This is a genomic window from Xanthomonas sp. NCPPB 3569 (assembly GCF_041475645.2).
Taxonomy (GTDB): Bacteria; Pseudomonadota; Gammaproteobacteria; order Xanthomonadales; family Xanthomonadaceae; genus Xanthomonas; species Xanthomonas phaseoli.
This window is the reverse complement of record NZ_CM192969.1, coordinates 944,103-969,926: the sequence shown is the minus strand read 5'-3', so window position 1 is coordinate 969,926 and position 25,824 is coordinate 944,103. Positions and strand designations below refer to the sequence as shown.

The 25,824-nt window shown below is 65.8% G+C and carries 23 protein-coding genes; 3 read left to right on the top strand and 20 right to left on the bottom strand.

What is annotated here, in order from left to right; all coding sequences use genetic code 11:
* From ACCQ03_RS04045 to ACCQ03_RS03960, 18 genes are all read right to left on the bottom strand, one after another.
* Positions 1 to 1,029: an SIS domain-containing protein gene (locus tag ACCQ03_RS04045; protein ID WP_209225717.1), complete on the bottom strand. Its 1,029-nt coding sequence runs from the start codon at positions 1,027 to 1,029 to the stop codon at positions 1 to 3.
* Positions 1,030 to 1,035: 6 nt separating this feature from the next.
* On the bottom strand, positions 1,036 to 2,103 hold the full coding sequence (locus ACCQ03_RS04040) for a LacI family DNA-binding transcriptional regulator (RefSeq protein ID WP_003482633.1): 1,068 nt from the start codon (positions 2,101 to 2,103) through the stop codon (positions 1,036 to 1,038).
* A gap of 40 nt (positions 2,104 to 2,143) precedes the next feature.
* A complete protein-coding gene (locus ACCQ03_RS04035; RefSeq protein ID WP_017159079.1) occupies positions 2,144 to 3,421 on the bottom strand; it encodes a sugar MFS transporter in 1,278 nt (425 codons plus the stop codon).
* Positions 3,422 to 3,464: 43 nt separating this feature from the next.
* A complete protein-coding gene (locus ACCQ03_RS04030; RefSeq protein WP_039573304.1) occupies positions 3,465 to 4,187 on the bottom strand; it encodes a GntR family transcriptional regulator in 723 nt (240 codons plus the stop codon).
* A gap of 398 nt (positions 4,188 to 4,585) precedes the next feature.
* The gene (gene gspN, locus ACCQ03_RS04025) at positions 4,586 to 5,299 is read right to left on the bottom strand and encodes a type II secretion system protein N (protein ID WP_057677753.1); all 714 of its coding nucleotides are present in this window, start codon (positions 5,297 to 5,299) and stop codon (positions 4,586 to 4,588) included.
* Between the two features lie 5 nt (positions 5,300 to 5,304).
* A complete protein-coding gene (locus ACCQ03_RS04020; RefSeq protein ID WP_057677752.1) occupies positions 5,305 to 5,781 on the bottom strand; it encodes a type II secretion system protein M in 477 nt (158 codons plus the stop codon).
* Positions 5,778 to 6,866: a type II secretion system protein GspL gene (gene gspL / locus ACCQ03_RS04015; protein ID WP_057677751.1), complete on the bottom strand. Its 1,089-nt coding sequence runs from the start codon at positions 6,864 to 6,866 to the stop codon at positions 5,778 to 5,780. The genes ACCQ03_RS04020 and gspL overlap by 4 nt, the downstream gene beginning before the upstream one ends.
* Positions 6,863 to 7,852: a type II secretion system minor pseudopilin GspK gene (gene gspK / locus ACCQ03_RS04010; protein ID WP_209225792.1), complete on the bottom strand. Its 990-nt coding sequence runs from the start codon at positions 7,850 to 7,852 to the stop codon at positions 6,863 to 6,865. The genes gspL and gspK overlap by 4 nt, the downstream gene beginning before the upstream one ends.
* On the bottom strand, positions 7,852 to 8,454 hold the full coding sequence (gene gspJ / locus ACCQ03_RS04005) for a type II secretion system minor pseudopilin GspJ (protein WP_057677749.1): 603 nt from the start codon (positions 8,452 to 8,454) through the stop codon (positions 7,852 to 7,854). The genes gspK and gspJ overlap by 1 nt, the downstream gene beginning before the upstream one ends.
* Positions 8,451 to 8,831 carry a type II secretion system minor pseudopilin GspI gene (gene gspI, locus ACCQ03_RS04000; RefSeq protein ID WP_057677777.1) on the bottom strand — a complete coding sequence of 127 codons (381 nt, stop codon included), beginning with the start codon at positions 8,829 to 8,831 and terminating at the stop codon, positions 8,451 to 8,453. The genes gspJ and gspI overlap by 4 nt, the downstream gene beginning before the upstream one ends.
* On the bottom strand, positions 8,815 to 9,279 hold the full coding sequence (locus ACCQ03_RS03995; protein ID WP_209225719.1) for a GspH/FimT family pseudopilin: 465 nt from the start codon (positions 9,277 to 9,279) through the stop codon (positions 8,815 to 8,817). Before ACCQ03_RS03995 ends, gspI begins: the two co-directional genes overlap by 17 nt.
* 57 nt (positions 9,280 to 9,336) lie before the next feature.
* Entirely contained in the window at positions 9,337 to 9,801 is a 465-nt protein-coding gene (gene gspG, locus ACCQ03_RS03990) for a type II secretion system major pseudopilin GspG (protein WP_209225721.1), read from the bottom strand.
* Between the two features lie 27 nt (positions 9,802 to 9,828).
* Complete coding sequence (gene gspF, locus ACCQ03_RS03985) at positions 9,829 to 11,031, bottom strand: type II secretion system inner membrane protein GspF (RefSeq protein WP_057687023.1); 1,203 nt, start codon at positions 11,029 to 11,031, stop codon at positions 9,829 to 9,831.
* Positions 11,018 to 12,505 (bottom strand): type II secretion system ATPase GspE, encoded by a 1,488-nt coding sequence (gene gspE / locus ACCQ03_RS03980; RefSeq protein WP_057679664.1) that lies wholly within the window; start codon positions 12,503 to 12,505, stop codon positions 11,018 to 11,020. The genes gspF and gspE overlap by 14 nt, the downstream gene beginning before the upstream one ends.
* Before the next feature lie 4 nt (positions 12,506 to 12,509).
* Positions 12,510 to 14,588, bottom strand: coding sequence for a type II secretion system secretin GspD (gene gspD, locus ACCQ03_RS03975; RefSeq protein ID WP_209225723.1), 2,079 nt, complete (start codon positions 14,586 to 14,588; stop codon positions 12,510 to 12,512).
* Complete coding sequence (locus ACCQ03_RS03970; RefSeq protein ID WP_150145523.1) at positions 14,585 to 15,403, bottom strand: type II secretion system protein N; 819 nt, start codon at positions 15,401 to 15,403, stop codon at positions 14,585 to 14,587. Before ACCQ03_RS03970 ends, gspD begins: the two co-directional genes overlap by 4 nt.
* Before the next feature lie 159 nt (positions 15,404 to 15,562).
* Positions 15,563 to 18,220: a TonB-dependent receptor domain-containing protein gene (locus ACCQ03_RS03965; protein ID WP_150145521.1), complete on the bottom strand. Its 2,658-nt coding sequence runs from the start codon at positions 18,218 to 18,220 to the stop codon at positions 15,563 to 15,565.
* 77 nt (positions 18,221 to 18,297) lie between these two features.
* Positions 18,298 to 19,770, bottom strand: a complete 1,473-nt coding sequence (locus ACCQ03_RS03960) for a beta-helix domain-containing protein (RefSeq protein WP_209225725.1) — start codon at positions 19,768 to 19,770, stop codon at positions 18,298 to 18,300.
* Positions 19,771 to 19,957: 187 nt separating this feature from the next.
* Here ACCQ03_RS03960 and ACCQ03_RS03955 point away from each other — a divergent pair, with 187 nt between their 5' ends.
* Together ACCQ03_RS03955 and ACCQ03_RS03950 are read left to right on the top strand one after the other, a co-directional pair.
* Positions 19,958 to 20,818, top strand: a complete 861-nt coding sequence (locus ACCQ03_RS03955) for a 2OG-Fe(II) oxygenase (RefSeq protein ID WP_057678355.1) — start codon at positions 19,958 to 19,960, stop codon at positions 20,816 to 20,818.
* Between the two features lie 272 nt (positions 20,819 to 21,090).
* Positions 21,091 to 23,136, top strand: a complete 2,046-nt coding sequence (locus ACCQ03_RS03950; RefSeq protein ID WP_209225727.1) for a TonB-dependent receptor — start codon at positions 21,091 to 21,093, stop codon at positions 23,134 to 23,136.
* Between the two features lie 256 nt (positions 23,137 to 23,392).
* On the opposite strand, the gene ACCQ03_RS03945 is transcribed toward ACCQ03_RS03950, so the two are convergent.
* Together ACCQ03_RS03945 and ACCQ03_RS03940 are read right to left on the bottom strand one after the other, a co-directional pair.
* On the bottom strand, positions 23,393 to 23,806 hold the full coding sequence (locus tag ACCQ03_RS03945) for a VanZ family protein (RefSeq protein WP_057678353.1): 414 nt from the start codon (positions 23,804 to 23,806) through the stop codon (positions 23,393 to 23,395).
* Positions 23,794 to 25,047 carry a class I SAM-dependent methyltransferase gene (locus ACCQ03_RS03940; protein ID WP_209225729.1) on the bottom strand — a complete coding sequence of 418 codons (1,254 nt, stop codon included), beginning with the start codon at positions 25,045 to 25,047 and terminating at the stop codon, positions 23,794 to 23,796. Before ACCQ03_RS03940 ends, ACCQ03_RS03945 begins: the two co-directional genes overlap by 13 nt.
* Between ACCQ03_RS03940 and ACCQ03_RS03935 the strand changes: the two genes are divergently transcribed.
* Positions 25,046 to 25,783 (top strand): pteridine reductase, encoded by a 738-nt coding sequence (locus ACCQ03_RS03935; protein WP_209225731.1) that lies wholly within the window; start codon positions 25,046 to 25,048, stop codon positions 25,781 to 25,783. The genes ACCQ03_RS03940 and ACCQ03_RS03935 overlap by 2 nt on opposite strands.
* Positions 25,784 to 25,824: the final 41 nt, after the last annotated feature.

Genomic DNA, 25,824 nt, shown 5'->3' with positions numbered 1-25,824 from the left:
TCAGACGGTTTCCGTGACCTTGTTCAGATGCGGCGGAAGATCGGGATTGTTGCCGCGCTGCAGCGCCAGTGCATTGATCGCGCGATAGAAGCTCTGCACGGTCAGCAGCGGCGCGCAGGCCGGGTGCGCGGCGTCTGCCAGCGGTAAATCGCCACCGGGCGCAGCCAGCCACACCTGCGCGCCACGCGCACGGAATTCTTCGGCCAGTGCGCGGGTACCGGCGCCGGTTTCGTCGGGCTGTGCGAACACCAGCACCGGGAAGCCCGGCCCCACCAGGGCCATCGGCCCGTGCTTGACCTCGGCCGAGCTGTAGGCTTCGGCGTGCAGGCCGCAGGTTTCCTTGAACTTCAAAGCTGCTTCCTGCGCTGCGCCCAGGCCCAGCCCGCGGCCGAGCACGAACAGGTTGTGCGCAGGCACCAGGCCAGCAGTGAGCGCCGACCAATCGGCCTGCCACGCGCTGCGCAACTGCTGCGGCAAGGCATCGAGCGCGGCCAGCAAGGCCGGGTCGTTTTTCCACACAGCGCCCAGATGCAGCACCGCGGCCAGCGAGGCGAGATAACTCTTGGTGGCGGCCACGCTTGTTTCCGGGCCTGCGCCCAGCGGAATCACCACCTCGGCCAGTTGCGCCAGCGGCGAATCTTCCACGTTGACCAGGGCGACCACGCGCGCGCCGGCAGCCTTGGCGGCTTCGGCATTGCGCAGCAGATCCGGGCTCTTGCCCGATTGCGAAATCACGATATACAGCGCGCCACGCAGCTGCAGCGGCACCGCGTAGACCGAGCCCACCGATGGCGACGCAGATGCGGTGACGATGCCGAGCTGGGTTTCGAACAGGTACTTGGCATAGGTGGCCGCATGATCGGAGCTACCGCGCGCGCAGGTCACCACGAACGGCGGCGGGGTCTGGCGCAGCGACTGCGCAAGCGCGGCGATGGTGTCGGCATCACGCGCGAACTGTGCAGCCACCACATCGGCGGTCTGCGCCGCTTCGCGGAACATCAAGGTCTCGGTTTCGGAGGGAAGGCTCATCGTGGCTCAGGCAGATTCAGGAGGAAGGGGTTTGCCGGTGGACGCAGGCGCCGGCGCGGTGGAGCCGCGCACCACCAATTGCGGCACGAAGCCGCGGCTCTGCAATTGCGCCGGTTGGTCGTCGTAGGCGTCGCTGCGCAGCTGGCTGATCAACAAGCGTGCGGCATGCCGCGCGATGTCGTCGGTGGCCTGCTTGGCGGTGGTCAATGCCGGCCACGACTGGCGCGAGAACGGGCTGTCTTCGAACCCGGCGATCGACAATTGATATGGCACGTTCATGCCGGTGGACTTGGCTGCGGCCAGCACGCCTGCCGCGATTTCGTCATTGCTGCCGAAGATGGCGGTGGGCGGCTCGCGCAACGACAACAGCCGGCGTGCGCCACGGAAGCCATCGTCGAAGGTGTAGTCGCCGGGAATCACCAGGTGCTTGTCCAGGCTGATGCCGTAATCCTTCAACGCCGCTTCATAGCCGGCGTAACGCTCGCCGCTGGAGCGATGTTGCGGGCCGCCCCACAGGAAGCCGATGCGTTGATGGCCGAGCTGGATCAGGTGCTCGGTGATTTCATAGGCGGCGTCGCGGTCGTCGATATACACGCACGGGCCGTCGCCGGGGTCGTCGGTGGAGGCGATGATGCGCACGCTCTTGATGCCGCGCGCGGCCAGGCCGGCCAGCAACTCCGGCCGTTCGGACATCGGCGCGGTCAATACCACGCCGGCCAGGCGCGAGCGCTGCACCCATTCGGCCAGTTCTTCGGCCAGCAACGGCGAGGTGGAATCGCAGGGATGGATCTGCAGGCCGAAGCCGGTTTCCCGGCACGCCGCCAGCACGCCGTTCTGGATGCCGATAATGTGGTACGGGTTGGGATTGTCGTATACCAGGCCGATCACGAACGGCGTGCCGCTACGCAGGTTGCGCGCGGACGGGTCGGGTTCGTAGTCGAGATCGGCGATGGCGCGCAGCACGCGTGCGCGCGTGGCCTGCATCACCGACGGCTCGTTGTTGATCACCCGCGACACGGTCTTCAACGAGACCTTGGCGCGTTCGGCGACATCTTTGATGGTGGGCCTGCGCATGGATGTACCTTGTCCGTCGGAACGCATCATGCCGCCGCGATCACTTGGCCTGGGCCGGCAGGCCCACGCGATGACCGCGCAGCGAATAGAACAGGATGTACAGATAGCACGGCACCATCAGCGCAGCGAACACGACCTGGAAGTCGTAATGCTGCTTGAGGATGGCGAACAGCTGCGGAATGATCGCGCCGCCGGCAATGCCCATCACCAACAGGGCCGAGCCGATTTCGGTGAAGCGCCCCAGTCCGCGAATGGCCAGCGGAAAGATCGCCGGCCACATCATCGCGTTGGCAAAGCCGAGCGCGGCCACGAAGCCCACCGACACATAATTTTCGGTGAACAAGGCACCCAGCGAGAACAGCACACCCAGCACCGCCGAGACGCTCAGATAACGGGCCTGCGAGATCACGCGCGGAATCAGTACCAGGCCGGCGATATAGCCCAGCAACATCGCGCCCAATGTGTAGGAGGTGAAGATCTTGGTGCTGTCCAACGGGAGACTGAAACCGTGCCCGTAGGTACCGATGGCATCGCCGGCCATCACTTCCACGCCCACGTAGACGAACAGGCAAAGCACGCCCAGCCACAGGTGCGGGAACTGGAAGATGCTGGATTTCTCCACGCCACCGCTCGCGCCCGGCGTGGCATTGGCTTCGGAGGGCTTGAGCTCGGGCAGCGGCGAGAACAGCACGCCGATGGCCAGCAGCAACAGCACACCGGACATCACCAGATACGGCGCGTGAATCTTGGCGGCGAAGGCGGTGAGCAAGCTTTCCTTGGTTGCCGCATCGGCGCTGGCCACCTGCGCGGACAGGTCACCAATGCCGTGCAACACCAGCGAGCCGATCAGGATCGGCGCCAGGATGCCGGCAATCTTGTTGCAGATGCCCATCAAGGCAATACGGCGCGCGGCGCTTTCGATCGGCCCGAGAATGCTGATGTACGGGTTGATCGCCGTCTGCAGCAGGGCCAGGCCGCTGCCGATGACAAACAGGCCGCCCAGCGCGCCCGGATACCAGCGCTGCGTGGCGAACTGGCCGAAGCCTGCTGCGCCCACAGCCATCACCACCAGGCTCAGCGCCAGGCCTTTCTTCATGCCGGTGCGTTTGAGAATCCACGACGAGGGCAAGGCCAGAAAGAAGTACGACAGGTAGAACACCATCAGCACCAGGAACGCGTTGACCTCGTTGAGATCGAACGCCAGGCGCACGAAGGTGATCAGCGGCCCGTTAATCCAGGTGAAAAAGCCGATGATGAAGAACAGCACGCCGACGATGGCGATCGAGACAACGGGATTTGCGGGCCTGGCGGTAGTCATGGATCGGCTGGCTCTGAGGTTGTCGTAAGGAATGCCGTTGGCATCAGCGGCGCAGTTCGGCGACGAAATCGTAGAAATCGTTGTGGCAATAGGTGTCGGTCAATTCGATCGCACTGCCATCGCGGGCATAGCCCACGCGCACCACATGCAAAATCGCCTCGCCGGTCTTCATGCGCAGGTGTTCGGCCAACCGTGCGGGCAGATTGATGGCGCGGAAGTACTGCAGTGCGCGCACCACCGGCGTGCCCTGCGCATCGAGATAGCTGTAGAGCGAATCGCCGATCTGCTGCGGGTCGGCGACGATGCGTTTCGGCAGCACCGCGTGCTCGTAGGCCATGACGCGGTCGTCGGCGCTGCGCAGACGCGTCAGCGAGGCCACCGCCGCATCCGGCGACAAGCCCAGCCGCAAGATCTCTTCACCATGCGCCGGGCGCAGCCGCCGCTCCAGCCAGCGCGTGCCGGGTTCATAGCCCTTGATGCGCAGCGTCTCGCTGAAACTGGTCAGGCCGCTGAGCTGATGCTGGATCTGGGTGGTGACGAAGGTGCCGGCGCCCTGCCGGCGCGAGACCAAGCCTTGTTCGACCAGCACATCCACCGCCTGGCGCAGGGTCACCCGCGAGATCTGCAGCCGTTCGCACAGCTGGCGCTCGGCCGGCAGCGCCTCGCCGGCCTTCCACTGCCCGCCGCGAATGGCATCGCTGAGCTTGGCGGCCAGTTGCAGGTACAGCGGCGTCGGCGCGGAAGCCTCCAGCGCCAGCGCGTCCATCCTGGGGTCGTCGTCCGTCCTGGCATTGGTTCTGGGTCTGGCCACTGCCTGTCCTCCGGACCGACTTGGATTTGTTAGGTCCAATATAGTACCAATTCGTCCCGCGTGCATCAGGCCCCGGGCGCCCCCCGAATGCACCCGATCGGGCGAGGCATAGGGCTGCGGCGGATCGGCTGCACTCCCCTGGCCGGCGCCGTGCAGGCCCGCCAGAGCTGATGCGCAGGTTGCGTGGGCGCTGACGAATGCCGCGATCACTCGACACCGCGCCATGGCGAAACGTTTTCCGGCGGATGCCCCGGCGTGCTGCTTGGATCGGCCGCGATGGATGCGCCAGCGGCGCCGCATGCACGCGCATGGTGCAGGGAAACCGGCGCTACGGCGCGCAGCCAGCGATGGCGCTAATTGCGCAATTGACCGTGGTCGTTGCGCACCAACCCGCGCTCCGGTGTGGCAGCGAAGCCCAGCAACTGCAGGCCGACGCCCAACACCGCGTCCTGCGCCGGATCGACGCGCGACTGCAGCTGCCAGCGTCCGTCGGGCCAGAGTTGCAGCTGTGCTTCGGCCTGCACGCCGGCGGGCAGTGCGGTATCGGGCACCAAAGTCAGCACGGCGATGTGGTCCACACACGCCGGCTGCCCGGACAAGCGCAGCGGCGACAGACCGGGCAGCTCGCCCGCGCCGCTAGCCAGCACTTGCAGACTGACCCGCCCGTGCGCCCGCACACAGCCGGTGGCATCGAATAGCAGATCCATCTGCTGCAACTGCAACGCCAGATCGATCAGCGCCACGCCACCCGGCTGACGCACCAGCAGTTGGCCCTGTGCATTGCGCATGCCGCGTTGCGCGCCATCCACCAACAGCAGTTGCAACTGTGTGGACTGCAATTGCACCTGACGTTCGCCACGCACCAGCGGCCAGACCCGCGGCCGCACCGCCACATCGCCGAACGCGACGCCTTGCCATTGCACCTGCCGCAACGTGCCGGCCCAGATCGGGCCCTCCACGTCCAGCACCGAAAACGGCAGCCCCTCGCGTGGCAGCACCAGGCGCAACGGGACAAACGCCAGCAGCGCGACACCCGCCATCGACAGCAAGAGCAAGGCCCAACGCATGCGAGTCACGGTCCCGATTCCGCAAACCCGCAGCGTACGCGGAGTTGGCCCTGCTCGCGTGCCACGCGCAGGTGGGTCGGCGCCAGGCCGTGCGCCTGTCGCAATCGCTCAAGCCAGCCGAACAGCGTGGCGGCGCTGACGGCATCGATCTGCACCTCCACCCCGCCCGCGGCACTGCGCTGTTGGGAGGTGATGTCGACGCCGGCATCGCGTGCGCTGCTTGCGATGATCTCGGCCAAGGCCGCTGGGCCCGGTGCGGCAGCGCGTCCGGTCGATGCTGCCTGCGCAGATGCATCGAGCACCAGCTGCGCAGCGTCGGCATAGCGCGCCCAAGCCCGGTCATGCCAGTGGCGCAATGGCATGTAGAGCGCGTACCAACCCACGAAGGCCGCCAATGCCGCGCACATCACGCCCAGCATGCGCCGCTCTCGCGGCGCCCGCGCCTGCCACCAGTGCGTGCCGCGTTGCACAGCTGCCTTCATCGCAACGGCTCCAACGCAAACGGTGTCCGCATGCGACCGTCTTCGACCTGGCTGCTGCCCGGATCCAACTGCCAGCCGGCATCCGCAAGCCGCGCCGAGAGCTGTTGCAGGCTGGCGTCATCGGTGTGCAGCAAGGTGGCACGCAACGGCTGTGCGGCGTTGTAGTCCAGCTGATCCAGTTCTGCCGCTGGAAGGGCATCGACTGCGGCGAACAAGGTGCTCAGTTGCACCGCCAGGCGATCGGTCGCCGTGCGGGCCTGCCGACGCGCCTGCAATGCGGCGGGCACCGCCGCTGCATCGCGCACACCCAACTGCGTGGCGGCGCGCGTTTGCAGTACACGCGCACCGATCTCGTAGCGCAATGTCTGCGCCAGCAAAAGCAGTGCCGGCGAGAGCAGCACCAGTGCGGCCAACACCGCCAGACGGCGCGGAGCGCGCTTTTGCTCAGCAGCGGCCTTGTTCGCGAACCGGTGCTGCAGAAGATTGATCGGCACGTGGGCAGCGTTGCGCGCAAAGCAGGCAATGGACTGCGTCGGATCGGGCACCGGCAGCACGGCCGGCACACCATCGCCCAGCAGCAGACGCGCCGCCTCTGGCTCCAGGCTGCAGGCCAGCTGTACGCCGCGGATCAGCCAACGGCCATCCCAGTGCATCAGCGCGACCGTTGCATCGGCACCGGGCTCCAGCAGCAGGCAATCCGGCACCACCGCATCGGGAACACAGCCCAATTGCGTTGCGCGCGCCAGCCAGTGTTGCATCACCACGCTGTCCACTGCGGCAACCAGGCGCGTGCCATCAGCCTCCGCGCCAGCGGCAATCACCACATGCAAGGCCTGCGCGTCGACAGCCAGATGCTCGGCCAAATGCAGGCGCGCAGCAGCCCGTGATTGCGCCATGCTACGGCCAGGCAAACTCAACCAGCGCAGGTGCACATCCACACCCGGTACCACCAGGAGGGTACGCGCGGATGGCTCAGGCGGCGTCGTGGCCCGCTTCACCGATTGCACCTGCCCCTGCGCATCCACACGTACCGCAGTGGATTGAGCACCAGCATCGGTTGGCAGCAACAACAAGGTGGTGGTCATTGATCAGAACTCCATTGGCGCGCGACCAGCCGGACCCGGCCGGCCGTTTCCTGTTGCAGCAATGCTTCCAGCATGACCTGCGCGCCGGCATGGTCGACCTGGCTGTAGAGGGAGAAGTAGCGGGTGCGCAGTTCGAGCTGTTCCAGCACCGCATTGGACAGCCCGGCCTGCATCAGTGCCGGCTGGCTGAGAAACATCCTGATGTCGCGCCATCCTCCGGCCGGCCGCGCAGCAATGATGCGCCGCGCGGCCGGCAGCTCCAGCGCTCCTTCGGTCAACGCCACCAGCACCGGCGCATCGTCCAGGCGCAGCGTGTTGATATTGATCGGCGACAAGCGGCCCTCCGGCAATGCGCAGACATACGGCTGCAGTTGTGCGATCAGTTGCGGCGTATAGCCGTCGATGGCGCGCAGTTCGCTGACGCCCGCGAGCAAGGTGGCACCGGTACGCCGTGGCGCGGCGGCCTGCAGGTAACGGTCGTCTTCGGCGCCGTGCGCGCCCGGCTGTGTGTCGGAGTCGATCCAGTCAACCAATGCGTCGGTCAGCGCAAGCGCCTGTTGCGGGGCGATGCCCAACACCTCGAGCAATGCACGATATTGGCGTACACCCTCGTCGCTACGCTGCCATTGTTCGGGTGCACCAACCACCACGCTGTTGAGATTGAAGCAACCGCCGCGATCGCGCAGGCGCACGCTCACCGCGCCGTCGTCCAACGGAAAGCGGATCGGCTGGTCGTTCCAGCCGCCGTCCAGCGTCGTGCGCAGCGGATCCCGTTTGGACAGTGCCTGCAAGCGTTGCCGCGCAACGGCCTCGCTGCCCAGCGCGTACCACTGCGCTTGCGTCATCGCCTGGCCATTGCCGCTGCGGCGCAGACCAAAGCGCAGGTCTTCCAGCACGGTCGCCATCAGCAAGGTCATCACGGCGACCAGCAGCAATACTGTGAGCAAGGCCACGCCGCGTTGCCTGGCAGGTGCGTGCAGTGCCATCACGTGCGCCCTTCCGGCAACAGGAACAGTTGGCGCACGCGCCCCCAGTGCTCCAGGTCCAGCTCCAGCGCGATTGCATCCGGCAACGCTTCAAGCCCGCCGCTCCAGCCATCGCTCCATTGCGCCCGGTAATGGAATGCCACCGCCGCCGAACGCACGCCGCGCAACAGCACCTGCGGCGTGCCAGTTGCCGCGCCGTCGAGCGCAGGGCGTGCGCTGCGCTCCAGCCGCCCCTCCACGACCCGGTATTCCACGTATTGCAGCGACGCACGCGGCGCCTGGTCCGGATTGCTCCAGCCACGTCGCACAAACCCGAACAACGGCCCGTACGTTCCAGGCGCACTGGCGACAAATGCACTGCGTGCGGCGCTGCCCTCGCTGTTGCGCGTGCGGCGCACGGCAGCCTGCTGCAGGTCGCTGCGCAGCAGGCCATGGGCCAATTGCAAGTCGCGAATCTGCTGCAGCCGCGCACGCACGGCATCGCGCTGGTCGATGCTCTGCCGCATCACCATCACCGCGGCTGCGGCCACCAGTGCGAACACCGCCAGCGCCACCAGCAATTCGATCAAAGTGAAGCCGCGCGTGCGCTGTTTGCGGATCATTCGGCGCTCCGCAGGATAGTCAGACTCGCAACTTCCTGCGCCTGGCCTGCGGCGCGCACGCGCACCTGGATTTGCAACAAGCCCGCAGCGCCAGCCGGCGTCGACTGGCGTTGCCATTCCCAGCTGCGCCCGCCGAGCACCACCTGCCCGTGCGCAGGCGCGCCAATCGCGGCAGCCGGCGCCAGCGTCGCCTCGATCGCCTGATTCTCGGCCACCACCGCGGCCAACGCACGCTCCTCCAGCACCACGGCGGTGCGGGTACTCTCGCCGGAAAGGTTCAACAGGCCAACCGCCGCCATGGCGAAGATCGCCAGCGCGACGATCAGTTCGAGCAGCGAGAATCCACCTGATGCGCGTGCGTCAGCGAGATGGCGCATCAACCTGCACCACGCCTGCGGCATCGACCACGACCTGTACCTGTTGGCGGCCGTCGCCCAACGCGATGCGCTGCGGTGTGGCCGCACCGGTGGGGTCGAAGCGCACACTCACGCGTCTGCTGTCGGCGGGCAGCTGCGCCTGGATGCCCTGCGGCCAACGCATCGCGGCAAATGGCGCTTGATCCAAGGCAATCCACTGCTGCTGCGCCTGGCGACGGAAACCATAACCGCCGGCATCGATGCCGACCTCCACCATGCGCAAACTCAGGATCGCTTCGTCGCGTGCATGTATCAGTGCGCTGGCCAGCGTGTCGGCATGATCGTGCAGATCGTGCCGCGTATCCGGCAAGGTCATCACCACCAAGGTGCTGGCCAGCGCGGCAATGACCAGCACGGCAAGCATCTCCAGCAAGGTGAAGCCACGCGCGCAGCGGTTTGCCACGCGCATCTGCAGGCGCGGGGAACACTGCCCTGGAGGGCCCAGCATTGCGGACACGGCCGGCACTCAGCGCCAGTTGCCGATATCGGCATTGTCGGCGTCGCCACCTTCGGCACCGCCTGCGCCAAACGAGTAAACGTCGAAGCCGCCCTGGCGGCCCGGGCGCCGGTACTGGTATGCATGCCCCCATGGGTCTTCCGGCAGCCGGCGGATATAGCCGCCCTGCCGGTAGCGTTCCGGCCGCGTCAATCCGCTCGGCGGGTTGAGCAAGGCTTGCAGCCCTTGTTCGGTGCTTGGGTAGCTGAGGTTGTCCAGGCGATAGGTTTCCAGCGCCTGCTCCAGTACCGCGACGTCGGCGCGGGCTTTTTCCACCATCGCGCGATCCTGGCTGGGCATCACATTGATCATCACCACGGTGGCGAGCAGGCCGATGATCACGATGACCACCATCAGTTCGACCAGGGTGAAGCCACGCGTGCGACGACGTGCCGTCAGCGAGCGAACGCGTGCACGAGGGTGGATGTACTGCATGACGATCTCCAAGATGAGAGGCCGCGCTCAGCCAAGCGCGAGGGTATTGAATTGCAGGATGGGAAGAAGGATCGACAACACGATCACCGCCACCACGCCGCCGAGCAGCACGATGATGGCCGGCTCCAACAGGCTCATCGCGGCGGCGGTAAAGGCCTCGAATTCGCGTTCCAGGTAATCAGCGGCACGCTCCAGCATCGGCGCCAGGCGTCCGCTATTCTCGCCGCTGGAGGCCATGTACAGCAGCGTTGGCGGAAACACCCCCGCACGCTTCATGGCCGCGGCCAGGCTGCCGCCTTCGCGGATCGCGGTGACCATGCTATCGGTGGCCAGGCGTAGTGCGCGGTTGTCCACGGTGCGTGCGGCAATCATCAGCCCCTCCATCAACGGCAAGCCGCTGTTGACCATGATCGCCAGGGTGCGCGCCATGCGCGCGGCGTGCAGATCGCGAATCAGCCGGCCCAGCAGCGGCGCACGCAAGAGCGCCCGGTCCGCGGCCAGGCGCAGCGCAGGGCGCTGGAGCAGCCGTGCCGTTGCAACCAGCGCCACCACCAGTGCAACCAGCAACGGGATGCCTGCGTGCAGCAGAAACTGCGACACGCCGATGACCGCGCGCGTCAGCCACGGCAACGCGCGGCCCATCGAATCGAACTGGTCCACCACCTTGGGCACCACGAAGGTCATCAGTACGATCACCACCGCACCGGCCGTCACTGCCAGCGCCGCCGGATACACCAATGCAGACTGTAATTTGCTGCGCACTTGCGCCTGACGTTCGAGCAGATCGGCCAGTCGTTCCAGCACCTGCGGCAACGCACCCGCGCTTTCGCCGGCAGCCACCATCGCGCGATACAACGCGGGGAACGCCTTGCCCTGGCGTGCCATCGCATCGGATAGTCGAAATCCTTCGACCACCAATGCATGCGTCCGGCTGGTGACCCGACGCACGCCGCGGCGTTCGGATTGGGTGCCGATGGTGCGCAAGGCCTCTTCCAGCGGTGCGGTCTCCACCAGCGTGGCGAGCTGGCGGGTGAACAGCACCAGATCCTTGCCGCTGAAGCGCGCTGCGCGCCCAGACGTGCTGGCGGTCGCGGCCGCAGCCTCCACACGCACCGGCACCCATTGCCGTTGTTCCAGCTGCGCACGTGCGCCGTGCACGCTGTCGGCACTGATGACGCCGTGCCGGTTGCGCCCGTGCAGATCGAGCACGGTGTAATCAAACTGCGGCATACGCGTCTTCCTGTTGGCGGGTGACGCGCAGCGCTTCTTCCAGCGTGGTCAGGCCCTGCAGCACCGCCGCGCGTGCCGCATCGGCCAGCCGCGGTGCGCGCGCGAAGGCCACCGCAGCCAATGCATCTTCGTCGGCGTTGCCGCCGATCAGGCGGCGCATCGCATCGTCCACGGCAATGGCTTCGTAGATGCCCACGCGCCCGACATATCCGCTGTGGTGGCAGGCGTTGCAGCCCACCGCTGTGTAGATCGCCGCATCGGCCGGCGCTTCCAACAGGTGGGCCGTTCCGGCGTCGATCGGCCGTGCACTGCGACATTGCGTGCACAAGCGCCGCACCAGCCGCTGCGCCAGAATCAGTCGCAGACTGGAAGCCAGCAAGAACGGCTCGATTCCCATATCGCGCAACCGCGTGACTGCGCCCACCGCATCGTTGGTGTGCACGGTGGAAAGCACCAGATGGCCGGTGAGGCTGGCCTGTACCGCAATCTGCGCGGTCTCGGTGTCGCGGATCTCGCCGATCATCACCACGTCCGGGTCCTGGCGCAGGATCGCGCGCAGGCCGGCGGCGAAGGTCATGCCGACACGTGCGTTGACCTGGGTCTGGCCGACACCGTCGATGGCGTATTCCACCGGGTCTTCCACGGTGAGGATATTGCGCGAGCCATCGTTGAGTAGGCTCAGCGCCGCGTACAAGGTCGTGGTCTTGCCAGAGCCGGTGGGGCCGGTGACCAGCACGATGCCATTGGGCACCTGCAATGCACGCTGCACGGTGTGCATCGCCGCAGCTGGCATGCCCAGCTGCGCCAGCGACAGCGTGCCCTGCTCCTTATCCAGGATACGCAGCACCACCCGTTCGCTGCCGCGCGTGGGCAACGTGGACACCCGCACGTCCAGTGCCTTGGCCCCCATCACCAGCGACACGCGCCCATCCTGCGGGATGCGCTTTTCGGCAATATCCAGCCGCGCCATCACCTTGACGCGCGACACCAGCAGCGGTGCGATGCGTCCGGGCAGCGTGGCCGCCTCGCGCATCACGCCATCCACGCGCAGGCGCACGCGCAAGCGCGATTCGTAGGATTCCAGATGCACGTCGGATGCACCCAGCCGTGCGGCCTCGGCGATGATGCCGTTGATCAGGCGGATGATCGGCGCATCGTCCTGGCTGTCGAGCAGATCGGCGGTGGGGATGTCGTCGATCAACGAATCCAGGCTGCCATGCAGATCCAGCGCTTCCACCTGCACGCCTTGCTCCAGCCCGGCATCGGCGTAGATCTCCGACACATGCCGGTCGAACACCGACGGCGCCAGCGTGCGCACCTGCAACGGCATGCCCAACGCGCGGCGCAACTCGATCAGGGCCTGCACATCGCCACCTTCGCGCAAACCGATTTGCGCGGTGGTGTCGCTGCCAAGCAACACTACGCCGTGACGCTTGGCGAAGGCATAGGAAATGCTGGCACGGGCGGCACTCATGGCATCAACGCTGCACGGGACGCGCGCCGGGCGCAGGTGGCGTTGCAGTTGCCGGGACACCTGACGACGGACCGGCCGGCAGCTGCGGCGGCTGCGCACGCAGGTAGTCGCGTACCAGGGCATCCAGCGCCGCTTCCGGATCGCCATCGGCCAGCTGACGCTCGCGCAGGTAGTTGTAGCGCGGCGCGGTCATGCGCTGGGCATCGGCTGCATCGCGAATGATGGTGGGGCGAATGAACACCATTAAATTGGTTTTGTCGCGGTTGCGCGACCTGTGCCGGAACAACGCGCCCAGGCCGGGCACATCGCCAAGTAACGGCACCTTTTCCACGGTCTGGCGGTCGTTCTGGTCGAGCAGGCCGCCAAGCGCGACGATGGCGCCGTTTTCCACCACCACGCGTGTTTCGATCTGGCGCTTGTTGAACACCAGCTCCGACGACTGCGCGCTGACCGGCCCGGCAATCGCCGAGACTTCCTGCTTGATCGCCAGCGTGATGCCGCCGGCGGTGTTGATCTGCGGGCGCACTTCCAGCTCCACGCCCACATCTTGGCGCTGGATGGTGCGGAATGGGTTGTCGTTGGCCGCGCCGAGCACTTCGCCGGTGGTGATCGGCACCTCCTGGCCTACCAGGATGCGCGCCTGCTCGTTGTCCAGCGTCATGATCGAGGGCGTGGACAACAGGTTGGAGCCTGTGTCGCTCTTGACCGCATCGATGATCATGCCGAACACCGCATCGTCGCTTTGCCCGGCCAGGCCGATCAAGCCGCCACTCAAGCCCAGCAACGATTGCGCAGCCACGTTGCGCGCCTGTTCCAGCACCGAATCGTCGTCGGCATTGCCGCTGTGCGTGCCAGCTGCCGCCGCTGCCAGCGGCACGATGCCTGGCGCCGCGCCGCTGTATTGCGTGGCGAGCAAGGGCACCGTGCCATTGCGGCCAGCCAGCAGCAGCTGCACGCCCAGGCGCTTGGCGGCGGTGTCTGAAATCTCCACCACGATCGCTTCGACCAATACCTGCTCGCGATGCACATCCAGCTGCCGGATCACATCCATCAAGGCGCGCTGGGTTTCCGGATCGGCATTGATGATCAACGCATTGGAGCCTGGGTAGCGCACGATCACCGGGCGCTTGCCTGCCGCCGGCGCGATCACCTGCGTCTGCGCCGCGCCGCTCGCGGCTGCCACATCCACTGCATTGGTACGTGTGTCTTGCCCGGCCTGCGCCTCGTTGCCTGGCGCCTGCCCGACCAGCTGCTGCAGCACCGGCAACAATTGCTCCGCGCTGGCGTGCTGCAGGCGCACCACGCTGACGTCGCCGCGGCGCTCGGCGCGCCCGTCCAGATCGACTGCGGTGCGCACCACGCGCTGCACCAGTGCGGGGTCGCCACGCACGATCAAGGAATTGCTGCTTTCCACCGGCAACACCGACAACACATTGCTGCGCTCGCCGCCTTGCCCAAACAGCGAGGTCAAGGTGCGCGCCAGTTCCTGCGCCGAGCTATTGCGCAGCGTCACCGTATCGATGGCCGCACGGTCGGTGTCGATCTGCGCCACCAGCGTGCGGATGCGTCGCAGATTATCGGCGTAGTCGGCAATCAACAGGCTGTTACCTTGCGGCATCGCCATGATCACGCCACCGCGCCCGATCAGCGGCTTGAGGATTTCTGCCGCGCTGCGTGCGTCCACGCGCTGCAGGGTGAAGACCTGCGTGGCAAATCCCAGGTTGCCGTTGGCCGCGCTACCCGGCTGCTGCGCGGCGGTGTCGTCGGGAATGATGCGGTAGGTCGATGGCCCGCTGGATACCGCAATCAATCCATTGGCACGCAACACGGCCAGCAGCATGCCCAGCAGATCGGCTTCGGACATCGCCTGCGCGCGCGCCACGTTGACCGAGCCCTGCACACGCGTGTCCACGATGAAGGTAATGCCAGTGGCGCGCGAGACGTCCTGGATGAAAGCGCGCAGGTCCACGTCCTGCAGTCGCACTGCCGGCGCATCGGCAGCATGCAGTGCGGTCATCGGCACCGCGGGTAGCGCGAACAACAACGCGGCCGAGAGCAGCCAGAGCGGGCGAACAGCAGTCATTGCGGGCGCTTCAAGGTCATGGTGTGGGTCTGGCCGTCGCGGCGGTAGGTCAGCGTGGCGCTCTGGCCATCGCGCAATTCGTCCTGCAACTCGCGCAGATGTTCTGCATCGAGCGTGCGGCCATTGATCTGGGTGAGCACATCGCCCGGCGCCAAGCCGGCCTGACGCAGCAGCGCGCCATCGCCGCGCGGCATGATGGTGAAACCGCCGCCATCGGCGCTGGCGCGCAGGCCGGCACTGGCGAGCAACTGCTGCGGGTCGACGGCGGTGGCTGCGCTCGTGCCTGCTGCCGCGCTGACATTCGATTGCACTGTTGCAGCGACGGCGGCCGATGCGGTGGCCCCCGTTGCTGCAGGAGGGAGCGCTGCTGCCGCAGCACCGGATTCACCCAATGCAATGCGACGGACACTGCCGCCCGCGCGCAGCAGCACATGATCGGCCGCGATCGCCTGCACCACCACGCCGGTCGCAACCGTGTCGCCTACGCGATAGACGCCTTGCCGGCCATCGCTACCGCTGAGATAGGCGGCCGCCTGGGCGCCGCCAGCACGCACGCCGTGCAGCACGATGCCATCGCTGTGGGCGTCGGATGCGCTGCGATAGAACACATCGCGATGCAATGCCGACACGTCAGGACGCGTGACCGAAGCGCGCTGCGCAGTGCCCAACGGCCCGATCGGCGTGAGCACCAGCCACAACAGGCGCACACCTTGCAGCACCAGCAATGCAACCACGCCGCACGCCACCGCCGTGCGAGCGCCCGGCGCCAGCAACAAGGAATTCAACGAGGGCCAGGCGCGCTGCAAAGCGGACATCCGTCTCAGGATTTCGATTGGATGACAGAATGCGGCGACAATGTGTCAGTTCGAAGAAACCGATGACACAAACCGACACACGGCGCCACATGAAAAATGCAAAACGCCCGCCATGCGATGCACAGCGGGCGTTTGCGACACGGGCAACCGCACCTCAAATCAGAAGCGCGCTGTCACACTGATGTCATAGCTGATGCCAGGCTGGTAGGTGTAAAGGTCCACCCGGTTGCTCCCCACCTCCTGGTACTCCTGGTACTTGGTCTTGAGCAGGTTGCGCGCGGCAAAATTCACCGACACCGTATCGCCCGACCACGCCAGCCCCTTCTTGATCACCAGATCCAGCGAGGTGCCCGGTTTGTCGATGTAGTCCGGCTGCCCGGGGCGACCACGCGCGGATACCCGCTCGCCCACGTAGTTGGCGATCAATGTCGCCTGGCTGTGCGTGCTCTCGCTTTCCACGCCGATCTGCAGGTTGGCGATGTCATCGGACTGGCCTTGCAATGCCGAGCCATCGCGAATGAACAAGGTTGCCTGCACCGGTGCACTGAAGCCGAACGGCTGCACCGTATCGCCATCGCTGGCACTGACCTTGGACTTGGTGCGCGTGTAGTTGCCGGACACGAACATGCGCTTGTCGCCCCACCAGTCGGCAGTGATCGGCAACTGCAGATACTTCTTGGCCTCCAGCTCCACGCCGTACAGGGTGGCCTTGGGCGCATTGATGAAGCTCTGCACGATGCCACCGCCAGGGGCGTCGTTGACGATGGCTTCGATCGGCTTGTCGATGTTCTTATAGAACGCGCCGACGGTGACGTACTGGCCCGGTTCGAAGAACCATTCGTAGCGCGCATCCAGGTTGACCAGCTCGCTATCGACCAAGAACGGGTTGCCGAAGAACTGGCGGTCGATGTCCGGGTCCAGATACTGCTGTGGCGCCATTTCGCGAAATTGCGGGCGTGCGATGGTCTTGGAAGCGCCAAAGCGCAGCTGCTGGTTCTCGGCAAAATTCCAGGTGAGCGTGGCCGACGGCAGCGCATAGCTGTTCTGCAACGGTGCCACGCCGTCCTGGCGCGTGCCGCTGAAGATGTCGTACGGATGCACCGCCTGGGTGGCGTCTTCATAACGCACGCCCGCCGTGGCGCGCAGTGTCGGCACGATCTCGCCCTCCGCCTGCAGATACGCCGCCTTGACCTTCAAGGTCGCCTCGTAGGCGGCCGCACCGAAACTGCCGGTGGTTTCGCGCAGGCGCAGCAGATCGTTGCTGAGGTTGTAATCGGAGAACAGATAATCCACGCGCTGATATTGGTTCAGGAACGGCAGCGGGCCGTCCAGCGCCAGGAAGCGGAATTCGCGGCTCCACGCGCTGCGGTCGTTGTCCAGATAGGCCAGGCCGCCCTTGACGGTGAGGTCGTGCTCCATCGGCAAGCGCCAGGTGACATCCACGCCGCCGCTGGCCACCTTGTCGTCGACCTTGCTGAAGCGGGTGTAGTTCTGCACCCGTGAGGCATCGTGCGCCCAGTAACCATCCAGCCGCTCGTAGCGAATGCCGGTTTCGTAAGGCACATCGCGGCTGGCGTTGGCCACTGCAGCCCGCCATTCGATCTTCAGATCATCGTATTGGCCGAACGCGTGCGTGCCGCGCAGCTGGTTGTTGATCAACTGCCGCGCGTACCACTCGGTGTTGTCGTCGCGCACGTCAAAACCTGCCAGCTCGTCGCGACCGGCGCGGCTGCGCGCCACCTTCAAGGTGTCGTGCACGTACAACGTGGTCCAGCCGATGGCATGCCGGCCGTATTCCCACCCCAGCCCCAGCATGCCGTTGCTGCGCACATTATTGCGGGTGGTGGCGAAGTCGTAATTGGAATTGAACTCGACGCTGTCGCCGACAAAGATACCGTCCTGCTGCTTGCCGGTGCGCGTGCGCCACTCGTTGTCGTAGCTCGCCACCGCGATAACACCAAGTTTCGCCTCGCCCACGTCCATGCTGTAACCGGCGCTGCCGCCGACATTGACGTCCGGAGCGATGCTGTCCTTTTCCTGCAGCACATACAGGTTGGCATCGTTCAAACTGCGCCCGATGCGGCGGATGTCTTCGCGCGAAAAGCTGCCCAGATCGACCCGGCGGCCGGTCCTGATCGCATCGCGCAAGGCAGCAGGCTGCTTGCGCGTACCATCATCAAAACCCCACTCGTCATCGTCGGAGCCGTAATATGTCAGGCCTTTTTCGCCGGTGCTGACGCTGTTGGCGCCGCCACCCACGGTCAACGACAGGAATGGCTTGTCGGGGATTTCCATCGATTGCAGGTCGATCACGCCGCCGCCGAATTCGCCCGGATAATCGGCCGAATAGGTCTTTTGCACGGTCACGCTGGCCAGCACGTCGCTGGGGAACAGGTCCAGCGGCACCACGCGCTGCATCGGCTCGGGGCTGGGCAGCGGCGAACCGTTGAACAACGCCGACGAATAGCGCTCGCCCAGGCCGCGCACATACACATACTTGCCGCGCGACAAGCTCAGCCCGGTGACACGCGTCAGCGCCACCGCGGCGCTGCTGTCGCCGGTGCGCTCCATGTCTTCGCGCGTCACGAACGAGGCCACTTCGGAGGTTTGCAGCATCGGCTCGGGAATGTATTCGCCACGCACCACGACCTGGTCGAGTTGCTTGGGCACACTGGTACTGGCCGCGCTGGACGTACTGCTGCCGGCGTCGGCATCGCTGGTGGTCGACTGCGCCATGGCGGCGCCGGACATCAGCAGGGTGGAAATGGAAAGAGACAGGCCCGTCCGCGAAAGACGGGCGACAGCGGAGGTTCGCATCGTGGGAGCCCTGGCAACAGAAAGATGAAGCTGGACGCATCGCACGGCGACCGATGGCCGCCGCGCGATGCCATGCCTCAGCAGGGACGATCGGCGGTCAGGCCGCAGGTCCAGCCCTGCCACCACGTGTCGTTGGCATCGCGCACGCCACCGATGTAGTTCACCTGCTGGAAGAAGCTGCTCACCCCGTTCAAGCCCTGAAACGCCGGTACTGCGGATTCATTGACGCCATTGACGAAGGTGTTCTGCAATGTGGACACGCCATTGGCGACATTGTTGGTGCCGGCCGCAAACTGGCTGGCCGCACGCGCGTCGCTGCCGAAGGCGGTCGGGCAAGCGAAGAACACCGAGTTGAAGGTACCGAGCGTGTCCGTATCGGCCAGGTTGAAGCACACCAGGCCATCACCGGTGCCGCCGGCTGGGCGGGTCACCACCGAGTTGTAGAACGCGGCCTGCGTGCCCTGGTTGAGCATGATCGCCGCACCGGCGCGCGCATTGCCCACGTAGGTGAAATTGGCCACCTTGGGGCGCGAATACGGCTGGCGACGCAAGCTGCTCCACTCGTTCATGCGGTCGCCGCCACCGGCGCGCTGCACCACGATGCCGAACTGCAGTGCACCGCTCCAACCAGCATCGGTATCCAGCGAATCGTCGTCGGCACCGGTGATGACCAGATGGCTACCGTTGACCGTACCGCCGAACCATTCGATGCCATCGTCGGAGCTGTTGTGGATCTGCACATAATCCAGCTTGGTGCCGCTGCCCACGCCCGCCAGCGTGATGCCTTGCAATTCGTTATTCGGCGAAATTTCGAAGCCCGAATACATCACGCGCAGGTAGCGCATCGAACCGCTGTTGTCGGTGGCGTTGTTGCCGCCATAGAACGCGTTGGTCCCCTCGACCTGCGCCTGACATTCCGGCGTACCGGACACCGTGGTGCCCGGGCAGTTGTTGATCGCCGCACGCCCCAGCACCACGATGCCGCCCCACAGGCCGATGGTGTTGGCACTGACCGTGCTCTCCAGCGCCTGACGCGCGGTGAACACGATCGGCGCAGTCGCGCTGCCTTCGGCAAAGATCTGCGAACCGCGATTGACCACGATGTAGTCGCTACCGGCCGAGCCGAACAGGGTCACGCCCGGCTCGATGGTCAAAACACCCTGCGTGCTACCGGCTGCCGGTGCGGTGGCGTTGCCACCGCGGTCGGTACCTACATTGACGCGGCCGCTGATCGAGTAGACGGTGCCCGCGCGCGCCGGCACCACCAGGTTGCCATTGATGGTTTCCGGCAACTGGCAGGCGCGTAGCGTGTTGTTGGCGATGGTGCCGACGTTGGAAAAACCGCTCGGGCAATCGGCGGCCGGGCCGCTCGGCGCAGGTGCCGGCGTTGGTGCAGGCGTGGGCGCCGGCGTCGGCGCGGGGGCCGGTGCCGGCGGGAATGCGCCTTCACCTGGCGAGGCGACACGGTCGGCTCCGCCACCACAGGCCGACAGCGCCAGTGCGGTACCAAACGTCATGAGAAGTGTCTTGCTGCTGTTGCGAACGGCCATGCGGCTGATCTCCAGGTCAAAGGGTCCGGTATGAAGAGGAGTCGTCAAGAATTGGTGGCGTTCCGCGCACTGCAGTGGCGAGCACGTTCAAGATCCCCGTCACTTTTATAGTGGGCATCTGTTTCATTTGTCTTACCGCGACACAATTGACATACGAGTGCCACACGACGACATGCACTGTAGAGCCATGACACACACAGATATCCCCAATCCGCTGGCCGACTGGATCGTGGCGCAAGCCATGGCCGGGCATTCGCCCGAGCAAGCGCTACAGCCGCTGCTTGATCAGGGCTGGAACGAGCAGGACGCCATCGATGCGGTCGAGGCACTGGTCCGTGCGCACATCCAGCAACACGCGCAAGCAAACGGCTTGCCGATGCCGGTGCGCGTGCCCGCGTTGCAACAGGACACCGATGCGTCGCTGCTTGCGTTGGGCGACCGCGATGTGCGCGTGCTGGTCAGCCTGTTGCTGCCACGCGTGGTGGTACTCGGCGGTTTTCTTTCCGACGAGGAATGCGATGCATTGATCGCCTTGGCCCAGCCGCGCCTGGCGCGCTCGCGCACCGTGGACGATGCAAGCGGAGAGCACGTGGTGCATGCAGCACGCACCAGCGACAGCATGTGTCTGCGCGTTGGCCAGGATGCGCTGTGCCAACGTATCGAAACGCGCATCGCGCGCCTGCTCGACTGGCCAGTCGATCACGGCGAAGGGTTGCAAGTGCTGCGCTACGCCACCGGTGCGGAATACAGGCCGCATTACGATTACTTCGACCCGGACGCAGCGGGCACCCCGGTATTGCTGCAGGCCGGCGGGCAACGCGTCGCCTCGCTGGTGATGTACCTCAACACGCCAGAACGCGGCGGCGCGACGCGCTTTCCCGATGCGCATCTGGATGTCGCTGCAGTCAAGGGCAACGCAGTGTTTTTCAGCTACGACCGCCCGCACCCGATGACACGCAGCCTGCACGCCGGTGCGCCGGTATTGGCCGGCGACAAGTGGGTGGCCACCAAGTGGCTGCGCGAACGCGCAGTGCGCATGCCCGCATAAGCACGGCAACAACGCGCCGGCGGGATCGGTCACGTCGGCCGCCAGCGCGGAACGGCACCGCACCTGCATCGCCTGCAGTGCGGTGGCTATTGGCGGTTCCCCACGCTGCGCATCGCCAATACGCAAACCGCGCACCACGCGTTGCAACACGATTCTTTGCTGACCGTCGCCAAAGACGGCAGCAGCACACCACGAATTGAATTTGCCATAAAATGTTATAACATGTCATTCTTGACACATGTTTCCATTGGCCCCCAGGTGTTGCCCGCTTCATGAAGATCCATCCCCTCGTGGCGACTGTCGCCGCTCTGCTGTTTGCTGCCGACGCACGCGCGCAGTCCTCCGATTCGGCACTGACGCTCGGCAAGGTCGACGTCCATCAGCATCACGAAGGCCAGCTCAGTGCGCATCAGGTGCTGACGTCGGTGGATGTGCTGGGCGCCGACCAGATCGAGGACAAGAACGTGTCCTACAGCTGGGAATTGCTGGGGCAGATGCCAGGCATGCAGTTGACCGAAACCCGCCAGGGCGCCGAATCGGGCAAGGTCAGCTTCCGCGCCTTCAACGGCGAGGGCTATCTCAATGCGATCAAGACCCTGATCGACGGCATTCCCAGCAACGTCAACAGCGGCAACCAGCGCTTCATCGACATGCTGTTTCCGCTTGAAATCAGCTACATCGAGGTGGTGCGTGGCACCAACGATCCGCGCTATGGGCTGCACAACATCGGCGGCAACATCAACTTCGGCACCCGCCAGGGCGGCAGCTACACCGATGCCCGCGTGGCCTACGGCAGTTACGCCAGCCGCGATGCGCAGATCGCGGTCGGGCGCGAACGCGACGGATTCGCGCAGAACTACTTCATCGGCGCGCAGGCATCGGATGGCTATCGCGCGCACGATCGTTCCAGCAAGTATGTGCTGGGCGGCAAATGGTTCTACGGCACTCTCGACGACGGCATGCGCATCGGTCTGACGGCACGCACGTACCGCAACCAGGCCGACGAGCCGGGCTTCATGACCGCAGCAGAGCTGCAGGCGGATCGGCGCAGCTCGGACCGCCGCAACCGCAACGATGGCGACGACCGCGACATGCAGCAGCTCGGCATGCATCTGGACCTGAAACTGACCGACGCCCTGTTCCTGGGCAGCAAGCTTTACTACAACCGCTACGAGGACGACCGCCGGGTGACCTTCAGCGACCTGCCCATCGGCAATGCGCCGCGCCAGCGTCGGCGTTGGAACGAAACGCAGGTCGGCATGCTCAACACCCTGACCTTGCGCGCCAACGACCTGCTGACCTTGGAAGGCGGCATCAACTACGAACATCAAGACAATGCGTACCGGCGCGAGCGCTTCAACTATGCCGAGCCCACCGACTTTGCCGCAGCGCCAGCGCGCATCCAGAACGCGGACCGCTATACGTTCGACAACTGGGGCGCCTACGTACAGGCCATCTATCAGCCGGTCGAGGCCCTGAAGCTGGTGCCGGCCTATCGCGTGGACCGCTTCGACGGCGACACCCAGCTGCCGGATGCGGTGCGCGCACCGCTGCAGCGTTACGGCAGCATCGGGCAGCCCAAGCTCAGCGTGATCTACGCCCTGACGCCCAGCACCAACATGTACGCCAACTGGGGCCGTACCTTCCAGGTGTTGACCGGCTCCACCGCCCCGGCCTATCTCACCCCAGGGCAAGCCGGCATCCGCCCTTCCACCAACACCGGCGTCGAGCTGGGCATGAAATTCAGCCCATTTGCAGGCAGCCAGGCGCGCGTCGCCGTCTGGCAACAGGATGCGGAAAACGAAGTCTCGAACATGCCGGCCACCGGCACTACCGTGACCTTGGGCAAGACGCGTCGCCGCGGCGTGGATGCGCAGATCAGCGCACAGCTGGGCGATCGATGGACGCTCTGGGCGTCGCATGCCTACCAGGAAGCCAAGATCACGCGCGACGACCGTGCCGCCGCATTGTCGCTGCAAGGCAACGAAGTCATCGCCACGCCCCGCTATATCAGCAACATCGGCGTGGACTACCGCGCGACCGAGGCGTTGCAACTGGGCCTGCAGGGGCGCGCCCAGGGCGACTACTACCTCGAGGAACGCAACGTGGCAGGCAAGTACGGCGGCTTTGCGACGCTCGACCTCACCGCGCGCTACACGATCAACCCGAACTGGAGCGTGGACATGCAGGTCCGCAATGCCACCGGTCGCGCGTATGCCTACGTGTGGTACGACAGCTTCTTCTGGGCACAGGCGCAGCCCATGTTCTCGCCCGCCGCCGGACGGCAGCTGTATCTCGGGCTGAGGATGAAGCTGTAACGGCCGCGGTCGCTGTGGCGACGTGCCAGCCACTGGTCCGCAACGCAGCGTAGCGACTGCACAACCTGCATCGCACAGCCAGCAGCGGATGCTCCGCCGCGGCCGCGGCACGCTGCCAGGGAGCAAGCGGTCGTGCAGCGCGACGCGTTAGATCGCTGCGGCAACACGCGGCCAGCAACCAGGACCGCGCTGCCGCCTGGCTCCGTTTACCGCAGCGGGCAGGCATCTGGCCGGCTGCGGCTTCGTTCAAGCAGCGTCACCGCCGTCCAAACAGGCGCTGATCGATCCGCACCATCACAAACCGCAACGGCGTCCATGCCAGACATAGCCCTGCGAGAATGCCCAGCGTATCGGCCAATGCATCGTACGGGTCGGCGCTGCGATTGGTGGTCAGCGCGCCTTGCGCGATTTCGATGCCGATGCCCAGCAGCACCAATCCGAACGCAGCCAACGCCAGTGCGCGCCGGGTGGCAAACAACTGCACCGCTCCCCAACACAACAGCGCGAAGGTCAGGAAATGCTCGGCCTTGTCGCTGTTGGACGGCAACTCCGGAAACTCCGGCGGCGGCCCCAGGCATACAGCAATGACCACAACGATCGCCGCGACCCACAAGCCCACCCACAAGCGCGGCCGATGAAACGGCCGGAGTGCCGAACTCACAACCGCCATGTGAGATCGCCGGACAGGAATGCCGGGGCGAAATCGACATCGCGCGAGAAGCCCATCACCTGGAAGCGCTCGCCCATCTCGCTGGGTAGGGTCAGCCGCTTGATCTGTTCGCGCAGACGCATGCGCCCCACTTCATCGGTGCGCGTATCGGCCTGCGCCAACAAGGTGTCCAGCCCATTGCCGAGCAGGAAGCTTGCTTGCGTGCAATACCCGGCCAACTCGAAACCTGCGCCGGTGCCTGCCTCGGCCAACGCGGTGAAGTCCACCGATGCGGTCAGATCCTGCAGGCCCGGCCAGCGGTAGAGATCTTCATGCATGCGGTGCCGGTAAAACGCACGCAAGGTGCCGTCCTCGCGCTGCGCACGATAGAACTCGCCGCGCGGATAACCGTAGTCGACGAACAACATCGCGCCACGCTTCAAACCGCCGGCGACCGCCTGGACCCAATACGGCAATTGCGGCAGCAGCTCGGAGCGATAACCATCGGCGAACGGCTGCTCCAGATAGCGCTCCAGGTAACGCACGGCTGCGCTCAGCAACGCATCGGCCGGTTGCTCGCCACGTGCGAAGTGCTGCTGGGCATCCAGTACCACGGTTTCTTCATACACCTGCCCATCGCGCAGTGCGAAGCGCGGCGTGGGCAAGGCGTCGATGACTTCGTTGGCAAACAGCACGCCATCCCAATCGTCCGGGAATGGCGCATCCAGCCATTCCACCAGATCGAACACCGGCGGGATCAGGCTGCGTCCCAGTCGCTCGCGCTGACGTTCGCGCAGGTCGGCGCTGGGCTCCAGGATCGCGTAGCGCTCGGGCAACGCGTCCAGTTCCAGCAGCCGCTTGAGCGTGACTTCGGCAAACGCACCGCTGCCGCCGCCCACTTCCAGCACCCGCGCCTGCGGCCCGAGCTGCTGCAATACCGGCGCCAACGCGCCGGAGACGGTGGCCGCAAACAACGGCCCCAATTCCGGAGCGGTGACGAAATCGCCGGCCTCGCCGAACTTGCTGGCGCCGGCGCTGTAATAGCCCAGGCCCGGCGCATACAGCGCCAGCTCCATGAAGCGCGAGAACGGAATCGCACCACCGGCGGCCTGGATTTCGGCGCGTACGTGCGCAGCCAACCGGTCGCTATGGGCCAGCGCGTCCGGATCGGGCGTGGGAAGGTCGGCGTGCATGCGGGCACCGGTTGCGGGGACAATGCACAGGATAGCCGAGCCCTCCGCAACGCCGAGCGAGTACGCCATGACAGACAGTTCCAAGGTGGTGTTGATCACCGGCGCAGCCCGCCGCATCGGCGCGCAGATCGCCACCACGCTGCATGCTGCCGGCTACCGCGTTGCGCTGCATGCACACCGCTCCGCCGAGGTGCTGGACGCACGTGTGGCCGAACTGTGCGCCCAGCGTGCCGGCAGCGCACACGCCTTGCACGCCGATCTGCGCTTGCCCGACGCACCTGCGCAATTGGTGGCCGACTGCCTTGCCGCCTTCGGTCGCCTGGATGGCGTGGTCAACAACGCCTCGGCGTTCTACCCCACCCCCGTGGGCGCGGCCACGGCAGCGCAGTGGGACGAATTGTTTGCGGTCAATGCACGCGCGCCGTTCTTCATCGCACAAGCCGCCGCCGCGCAGTTGCGCCAGCGGCGCGGGGCCATCGTCAACCTCACCGATCTGCACGCGCAGCAACCGATGCGCAACCACCCGCTCTACGGCGCGTCCAAGAGCGCGCTGGAAATGCTGACCCGGTCGCTGGCGCTGGAACTGGCGCCGCAGGTACGCGTCAACGCGGTCGCGCCTGGCGCCATCCTGTGGCCGGAAGAAGGTAAATCCGTCGACGCCAAGCAGGCGCTGCTCGCGCGTACGCCGCTGGCGCGCATCGGCACGCCGGAGGAAATTGCCGAAGCGGTGCGCTGGCTGCTGGACGACGCCAGCTTCGTCACCGGCCATACCCTGCATGTGGATGGCGGCCGCCAGCTCAGTTGAACGCCGCTTCCGTGGCCTGCGCTTGCGCTGCGCAGGGACGC

Coding starts and splice junctions, on each gene's coding strand:
- ACCQ03_RS03935 (WP_209225731.1), top strand. CDS start 25,046: ATGACAGACAGTTCCAAGGTGGTGTTGATCACCGGCGCAGCCCGCCGC.
- ACCQ03_RS04030 (WP_039573304.1), bottom strand. CDS start 4,187: ATGGACGCGCTGGCGCTGGAGGCTTCCGCGCCGACGCCGCTGTACCTG.
- gspL (WP_057677751.1), bottom strand. CDS start 6,866: ATGACCACCACCTTGTTGTTGCTGCCAACCGATGCTGGTGCTCAATCC.
- gspG (WP_209225721.1), bottom strand. CDS start 9,801: ATGCAGTACATCCACCCTCGTGCACGCGTTCGCTCGCTGACGGCACGT.
- gspI (WP_057677777.1), bottom strand. CDS start 8,831: ATGCGCCATCTCGCTGACGCACGCGCATCAGGTGGATTCTCGCTGCTC.
- ACCQ03_RS03995 (WP_209225719.1), bottom strand. CDS start 9,279: ATGCGCGTGGCAAACCGCTGCGCGCGTGGCTTCACCTTGCTGGAGATG.
- ACCQ03_RS03945 (WP_057678353.1), bottom strand. CDS start 23,806: ATGGCGGTTGTGAGTTCGGCACTCCGGCCGTTTCATCGGCCGCGCTTG.
- gspE (WP_057679664.1), bottom strand. CDS start 12,505: ATGAGTGCCGCCCGTGCCAGCATTTCCTATGCCTTCGCCAAGCGTCAC.
- ACCQ03_RS03960 (WP_209225725.1), bottom strand. CDS start 19,770: ATGGCCGTTCGCAACAGCAGCAAGACACTTCTCATGACGTTTGGTACC.
- ACCQ03_RS04040 (WP_003482633.1), bottom strand. CDS start 2,103: ATGCGCAGGCCCACCATCAAAGATGTCGCCGAACGCGCCAAGGTCTCG.
- ACCQ03_RS03970 (WP_150145523.1), bottom strand. CDS start 15,403: ATGTCCGCTTTGCAGCGCGCCTGGCCCTCGTTGAATTCCTTGTTGCTG.
- ACCQ03_RS03950 (WP_209225727.1), top strand. CDS start 21,091: ATGAAGATCCATCCCCTCGTGGCGACTGTCGCCGCTCTGCTGTTTGCT.
- gspJ (WP_057677749.1), bottom strand. CDS start 8,454: ATGATCCGCAAACAGCGCACGCGCGGCTTCACTTTGATCGAATTGCTG.
- gspN (WP_057677753.1), bottom strand. CDS start 5,299: ATGCGTTGGGCCTTGCTCTTGCTGTCGATGGCGGGTGTCGCGCTGCTG.
- ACCQ03_RS04035 (WP_017159079.1), bottom strand. CDS start 3,421: ATGACTACCGCCAGGCCCGCAAATCCCGTTGTCTCGATCGCCATCGTC.
- ACCQ03_RS04045 (WP_209225717.1), bottom strand. CDS start 1,029: ATGAGCCTTCCCTCCGAAACCGAGACCTTGATGTTCCGCGAAGCGGCG.
- gspD (WP_209225723.1), bottom strand. CDS start 14,588: ATGACTGCTGTTCGCCCGCTCTGGCTGCTCTCGGCCGCGTTGTTGTTC.
- ACCQ03_RS03955 (WP_057678355.1), top strand. CDS start 19,958: ATGACACACACAGATATCCCCAATCCGCTGGCCGACTGGATCGTGGCG.
- ACCQ03_RS04020 (WP_057677752.1), bottom strand. CDS start 5,781: ATGAAGGCAGCTGTGCAACGCGGCACGCACTGGTGGCAGGCGCGGGCG.
- gspK (WP_209225792.1), bottom strand. CDS start 7,852: ATGGCACTGCACGCACCTGCCAGGCAACGCGGCGTGGCCTTGCTCACA.
- ACCQ03_RS03965 (WP_150145521.1), bottom strand. CDS start 18,220: ATGCGAACCTCCGCTGTCGCCCGTCTTTCGCGGACGGGCCTGTCTCTT.
- ACCQ03_RS03940 (WP_209225729.1), bottom strand. CDS start 25,047: ATGGCGTACTCGCTCGGCGTTGCGGAGGGCTCGGCTATCCTGTGCATT.
- gspF (WP_057687023.1), bottom strand. CDS start 11,031: ATGCCGCAGTTTGATTACACCGTGCTCGATCTGCACGGGCGCAACCGG.